8 protein-coding genes are annotated in these 6,635 nt (G+C 38.1%); 4 read left to right on the plus strand and 4 right to left on the minus strand.

What is annotated here, in order from left to right; genetic code table 11:
• Positions 1-74: 74 nt before the first annotated feature.
• Positions 75-1,694 (minus strand): ABC-F family ATP-binding cassette domain-containing protein, encoded by a 1,620-nt coding sequence (locus UB32_RS16365; RefSeq protein ID WP_044395691.1) that lies wholly within the window; start codon positions 1,692-1,694, stop codon positions 75-77.
• Positions 1,695-2,000: 306 nt separating this feature from the next.
• Between UB32_RS16365 and UB32_RS20230 the strand changes: the two genes are divergently transcribed.
• A complete protein-coding gene (locus tag UB32_RS20230) occupies positions 2,001-2,138 on the plus strand; it encodes a hypothetical protein (protein ID WP_198528213.1) in 138 nt (45 codons plus the stop codon).
• Positions 2,139-2,217: 79 nt separating this feature from the next.
• On the opposite strand, the gene UB32_RS16370 is transcribed toward UB32_RS20230, so the two are convergent.
• Entirely contained in the window at positions 2,218-2,817 is a 600-nt protein-coding gene (locus tag UB32_RS16370) for an SCO family protein (RefSeq protein WP_044395694.1), read from the minus strand.
• 238 nt (positions 2,818-3,055) lie between these two features.
• A complete protein-coding gene (locus UB32_RS16375) occupies positions 3,056-3,226 on the minus strand; it encodes a XapX domain-containing protein (protein WP_044395697.1) in 171 nt (56 codons plus the stop codon).
• A gap of 232 nt (positions 3,227-3,458) precedes the next feature.
• Between UB32_RS16375 and UB32_RS16380 the strand changes: the two genes are divergently transcribed.
• Positions 3,459-3,662, plus strand: coding sequence for a YozQ family protein (locus UB32_RS16380; protein WP_347230923.1), 204 nt, complete (start codon positions 3,459-3,461; stop codon positions 3,660-3,662).
• An 11-nt stretch (positions 3,663-3,673) separates the two neighbouring features.
• Complete coding sequence (locus UB32_RS20080; protein ID WP_157841636.1) at positions 3,674-3,832, plus strand: hypothetical protein; 159 nt, start codon at positions 3,674-3,676, stop codon at positions 3,830-3,832.
• 99 nt (positions 3,833-3,931) lie between these two features.
• Here the strand turns inward: UB32_RS20080 and yhfH are convergent, their stop codons facing one another.
• On the minus strand, positions 3,932-4,057 hold the full coding sequence (gene yhfH / locus UB32_RS19620) for a protein YhfH (protein ID WP_084221887.1): 126 nt from the start codon (positions 4,055-4,057) through the stop codon (positions 3,932-3,934).
• A 285-nt stretch (positions 4,058-4,342) separates the two neighbouring features.
• On the opposite strand from yhfH, the gene UB32_RS16385 reads away from it, so the two are divergent.
• Positions 4,343-6,508 (plus strand): PAS domain S-box protein, encoded by a 2,166-nt coding sequence (locus UB32_RS16385; protein WP_044395699.1) that lies wholly within the window; start codon positions 4,343-4,345, stop codon positions 6,506-6,508.
• Positions 6,509-6,635 lie beyond the last annotated feature (127 nt).

The following is a 6,635-nucleotide window of genomic DNA, read 5'->3' on the forward strand; positions in this document are numbered from 1 at the left end:
CCAGCCACAGGACGTGGCGTTCTAGGCGGGCAGCGCTTGTCGGGGCTGTTCGAGGCGCTTGCGCTTTTTGTTCCTTATTCATACATCTCAGCAATTTGCTTTTGGAGTGGTTCGTCATCAAGATATTCATCATAAGTCATTTGCTTATCGACTAATCCTGTTGGTGTGATTTCCATGATCCTATTTGCAACAGTTTGAACAAATTGATGGTCATGAGACGAAAAGATCATGGAACCTTTGAAGTTGATCATTCCGTTGTTCAAAGCAGTGATCGATTCAAGGTCCAAGTGGTTCGTTGGTTCATCCAACAAAAGCACGTTCGCCCCAGAAAGCATCACTTTAGATAACATACAGCGGACTTTTTCACCACCAGAAAGCACGCTTGCTTTCTTCAATACTTCTTCACCAGAGAAAAGCATCCGGCCAAGGAATCCCCGCAGAAAACTCTCGCTGTCATCCTTTGGCGAGAATTGGCGCAACCAGTCAACAAGAGTAAGATCGCTGCCTTCAAAGTACTCTGAGTTGTCTTTAGGAAAATATGCTTGGGAAGTGGTGACTCCCCACTTGAATGAACCGCTGTCTGGTTCCATTTCCCCAGTGAGTATTTTGAATAAAGTTGTTATCGCCATTTCATTTTTTCCAATTAAGGCAATTTTATCATCTTTATTCATGATGAAACTGAGATTATCAAGTACTTTGATGCCGTCGACCGTTTTTGTAATCCCATCAACCCGTAATAAATCATTGCCGATTTCGCGGTCCGGAGTAAATCCTACATAGGGATATTTGCGGGAAGATGGACGGATATCATCGAGAGAAATTTTATCAAGAAGTTTTTTTCGGGATGTAGCTTGCTTTGATTTTGAGGCATTCGCACTAAACCTTGCAATGAATGCCTGTAACTCCTTGATTTTCTCCTCTTTTTTCCGGTTGGTATCTTGCTGCATTTTTGACGCTAGTTGGCTTGACTCATACCAGAAATCATAGTTTCCTACATAAAGCTGGATTTTGCCAAAGTCAAGATCGGCAATATGTGTACATACTTTATTTAAGAAGTGACGATCATGGGAAACGACAATCACCGTGTTCTCAAAGTTGATCAGGAACTCTTCCAGCCATTGAATTGCAGCAATGTCAAGGTGGTTAGTAGGTTCGTCAAGGAGGAGAACATCCGGTTTGCCAAAAAGCGCCTGGGCAAGCAGGACTTTTACCTTCTCTCCACCGCTAATATCTGCCATTTTCTTTGCGTGCAGTTCTTCGCCAATTCCAAGACCTTTAAGAAGGATTGCAGCCTCGGATTCTGCTTCCCAACCATTTAATTCAGCGAATTCTCCCTCAAGTTCTGCTGCTTTCATGCCATCTTCATCGGTGAAATCAGCTTTCATGTAAATCGCATCTTTTTCCTGCATAACTTCATATAAACGGGTGTGCCCCATGATGACGACTTTCAATACTTCAACGTCTTCGTATTCAAAGTGGTTTTGTTTCAGCACAGCCATTCGCTCACCGGGTGTCATAGAAACATTCCCTGTCTGTGGTTCTATTTCCCCTGACAATATTTTAAGAAAAGTGGATTTTCCGGCCCCATTTGCACCGATCAATCCATAGCAATTTCCGTGTATAAATTTAATTTGAACATCTTCAAAAAGCTTTCGGTCACCATATCTCAGGCCAACATTTTCAACTGTAATCATGTATTTAGTAGCCTCCATTAATAGACATCTCAAAAATTATAACATGTTTTTAACATTTTGCGCGAATTCTTTTATAATCAAAAGGCTTAAAGAGAAACATTTTGTCCCTATGGATGTTTCATCGCGGGAAGAATGGGAAAAGCAGGAGTAAGTAATCTGAAGGTTTATCTACATCTCTGAATAAAAATGGGAATTGATATGCTTTTCCTCACTAAATATTAATTTTTTTGCTTATTTTTCACACATTTTTCTTAATTTTCATGTAGAATAAAAATAGAAAAAGATGCATAAAAAGGAGTTTTTGAGATGGCTAAAAAGCAACTGGTTGATTTTGTAAACCGCCTAAAGGACGCAGGGATAAAAGTTAGCTTTACTAAGCCAAAATCAGAATTTTTCTCCCTGCAAAAAACAGAGAAACATCCCACCACGGTAAATTCACATTAAGGAAAAATAGACGCCTTTTACACTAAAGGTTAATAAAAATCAAAGAAAGCGATGTAGCCACCGCTTTCTTTGATTTTTATTACAGCTCATTCATGATGGCTTTAAACACTTCATCCTTTTGAAAATCTTCGCCCATAGGGAATTTCTTTATGAATTTATTTTTCTCATCGATCAAGTAAGTGAATGTACTGTGAACATAAAAGCCATTTCCCGGGTCGCGGAACTGGAATTTAAATGTATCGGCAACATTTTTGATTTTTTGTTGTTCTTCAAGTGTATTGGCGGGGTCTCCTGTAAGGAATATCCAATTACCGTCATTTTCAAGTCCGTAATTTTCCATGTATTTTCTTAAAACCTCTGGGCTGTCCCGGTAAGGGTCTATGGTAATCGTAATAAATTGAACTTTGTTACCAAAAACATCTTCTTTCATTAAATCTGACCGCAGAAGGTTCATTTCCTGTGTAGTCGTCGGGCAGATATCTGGGCAATGGGTGTAAATAAATTCGACTAATTTGATCTTGCCAGGGTCTTCCCCAAATGTATATTTCTCCTCATTCATTGTTAACAAGGTAATACCACTTGGAATTTGTGCATTGGCATCCCTCACTAAAAAAAAGGAAATACCGGATCCAATACCAATTAAAATAATAAGTGTGCTGATTATATAGATTTTTTTCATAATTTCAAACCTCCCCCTATATAAGATATAAGAATCAGAGGGAAAATCATATGGACATTGTGTGAACTATGTTTATTCTTTTCGGAAGGATGATCATTGCAACGAAATTCTTCGTTGGAGCAATTTCCTGCTTCCTTCGTGCGGTAGAGAATGTAACGAGAGGAAAGTTTACACAATAAAAAAATAAGAAAAAATCTGCGGATATTGCGCAGATTTTTTTCATCGGATTACCATTTTTTTAACCCTTAAAGGTATTCAGTATCCATTCTCCAGCAACTCCGCCTAGATAAACGCCGACAATTCCTAGTACACCGGCAAGTACTGGTGGTGCAGGCAACGGAAGTTTAAGGAATTTAAATAAAATTCCAACAAGTACCCCAGCAATTAGGCTCAAAATTATTTCTCTCATAAATTCACCGCCTCATATGGCATGATAGATTAAATCAATAGGTGAGCAGACGTCTGATCACTTTAAGGCATACTTATTTTAACATGAAATATTTTAAATGAAAAAGCTTTATCCGCACTTTTATTTTGTATTATCGACCTTTTTCTATTCTAGATCCGTTTGAAATGTTTGAGTATGGATTATGAATAAATGTCAAAAAATAATCCTTGAAACGAAAGGAGGGATCACTATTGTGAAAAAGGATTTCAGAAAAAGGGCAGAAGTTGCTGGACGGATGTATGAGCCGGCTGATTATCAAAGGGAGGACGAGCTTTCTAATGGACTTGCTTTGACCCATGAACAAGCAAACGACAGTTATGTAGAGGGCGAAGCGGGCGGAGAAATAGAACACACATCAGAGGCAAGTGATGAATTGAATAGAAAAGGTTACCAATAGGAGGGATCAGAGTGTCCGAAAAAGGAGAATTTCAATCGAACGATTTACAATATAAAATGCCTGAGGCCTTAAAGAAAAAGAAAGATTTTGTGTATCGTGTAGGCTATACATCCAGTACGGGGAATCAAACGAATAATGAAGAGGAACCAATCAAAAGATCTGATCTTTGATAAATCCTTCTTTATAAGAGGCTGGTTTCTCGAAAGAAAAGCAACACTTCCTCTTTAATGGAAGTGTTGCTTTTCTTGCAATAGTTTAAAATAATGCCTTCACTCTTCCTTTTTAGATAAACAGCGATCGCATTCCATCATGTAAGATTCTGCTTGCTCATTCATGCTTTCCCCACATTCTGGGCAAACCTTCAAGTGGCGAAAAAAATCAACTGGACTCATCATTAAAAACTCCTCCTTTTATAGTACAATATAAATTTAATTAATCTGTTATAGTACAGTATAAACGTACTTTTTTATTTTGTGAAGACCTTTTTTAAAAATTTATAAAATCAGGTATTTTCACCTATTTTTTAATAGGGAAAACGGAAAATGGTATATAAGTGTGGTTTACAATTTAGTCAATAGATAAAAATGACAAGTTTATTACAAATTAATTAATAATCTCTTTTAATCTTAGCGTTTTTAACATACAATCGAAATGAAACTGTAAAAGAGGAATGATGCAAAATGGATAATTTAGAATTATCCTTTAATCCAATATTATTATTCGTTGCAATTTTATTGACAATCATGTCAGCTTATACTGCTTTGGACTTGTTTAGTCTCATTAAATCATCGGATCGCAATAAACGTTTGTTGTTTCTGAGCGGAACTTTTTCGCTTGGGATAGGGATTTGGGTGATGAATTTCTTCGGATTGCTTGCATTAAATTTAAACGTCAATCTATCGCTCCGTATTCCGATTACGATCCTATCCATCATCCTGGCTATTTCATTTACTGCAATGGCATTTTACACGATGGCAGATAAGAATGTGAAAAAGACTGATTTACTAGTAGGCAGTTTTTTTATGACCCTATCAGTCATGTCTTCCCATATTCTAGGAATGTACTCAATGAGGCTAAACTTTACTTATCAGCCAGCAATCCTTCTTGTCGGACTTGCACTTGTATTCGTATCATTTTACTTTTCCTTCTGGATGCTTTTCTTATCCAAAAATTTTTCGCCAGGTTCCCACGGATGGATTAAGCCTTTAAGTGCTCTTTTTGTTACTGCTGCTATAGTAGAAGGTCATTTGCTATTATCTAGAGCTTCTATGATCACTCTTACCAATGGATTAATAGAGCAAACGGCAATACCAGAGTCCTTGATCAGTTATCTGATTGCATTTATTTCCATCCTGATACTTGCTGGATTGATAGGCTCCAGTGCATTAATCAGTAAAAGGCTCGCCGTCACTGACACGAATTTAAAGGATATTACGGATGCACTTAATACATCAGCGATTGTCGCTATTACAGATCCAAAAGGGAATATCACGTATGTAAATGAAAAATTCGTTGAAATTTCTGGATATCGAGAAGACGAATTGTTGGGTCAAAATCACTCCATCCTTAATTCTGGACTCCATTCTAAAGATTTCTTCAAGGGAATGTGGAGGACAATTGGGGCAGGGAAAGTGTGGAAAGCTGAAATCCGGAATAAGGCGAAAGATGGTTCTTATTATTGGGTGGATACGACGATTGTTCCGTTTTTAAACAGTCAAGGGAAACCGTATCAATATGTCTCGATCCGTTCAGACATTACACAGAGAAAGCTTGCAGAAGCAAGCTTGAAGGATTCTCTGAAAGAAGTAAGTGATATTAATTTTGCCTTAGATCAGTCTTCGATTGTCGCATTTACGGATGGAAAAGGAATCATTAAAAGTGTCAATGATAAGTTTTGTGAAATATCTAAATATACTAGAGAAGAATTGATTGGAAATGATCACAAGATTTTAAATTCCGGATTGCATCCTAAAGACTTTTTTAAAAAGCTTTGGAAAACGATTGGTTCCGGACAGGTGTGGAAGGGAGAAATCCGTAATCGGGCGAAGGATGGTTCTTTTTATTGGGTCGATACAACAATTGTTCCGTTTTTGAACGAAAACGGTAAGCCTTATCAATACCTTGCCATCCGGAATGATATTACTGAGAAGAAAAAGTCTGAGGAAATGCTTCACCGTCAAGATAAGCTAGCTGCTGTCGGCCAGCTTGCTGCAGGTGTAGCACATGAAATTAGAAATCCTCTAACTTCGATGAAAGGGTATGCAGAATTCCTCCAGCTGGATGAAACAGATCCTCAGCGTCAGGAATTTATCGAAATCATTCTCGATGAAATAGACCGCGTCAATAATATAGTAGAGGAATTTATGGTCCTTGCTAAACCGAAGGCAGTGGAACTGGAGACAAAAAATATCATCCCTATTGTCCAAAATGTAGTTTCAATGTTAACTTTCGAAGCTAGAAAGAGAAAAGTAAAATTAGAAATGGACGCCCCAGAAGCAGGGATCGAGATTGAGTGTGATGAAAATAGACTTAAGCAGGTATTCCTGAATTTTATTAAAAATGGAATTGAAGCTATGCCAGATGGTGGACAGCTAATAGTGAAAATGGAGATTCAAGATGACAATGTTGTTATCTCGATTAAGGATACCGGTGTTGGAATTGCGCCAGAGATACTTAAAAAGATTGGTGAACCTTTCTATACGACAAAGAAAAACGGAAATGGTCTTGGTCTTATGGTTAGCTTTAAAATCGTCGAGAGTCATCAAGGTAAGGTTTATATTGAAAGTGAACAGAACAAAGGAACAACCTTTAAAATTTTGCTACCAGTCAAAAATATACAATCATAGTAAGAAAAGCTCAGGACGCCTTGGTCAGCCCCGACAAGCGCTGCCCGCCTAAAACGGCCACGTCCATGGCTGGCGGGTCTAGCACATCCTGTGCCTCGGAGGCCTGGCAGTGAAGTCGTTCTTTGAC

The organism is Mesobacillus subterraneus (assembly GCF_000934845.1).
Lineage (GTDB): Bacteria > Bacillota > Bacilli > Bacillales > Cytobacillaceae > Mesobacillus > Mesobacillus stamsii.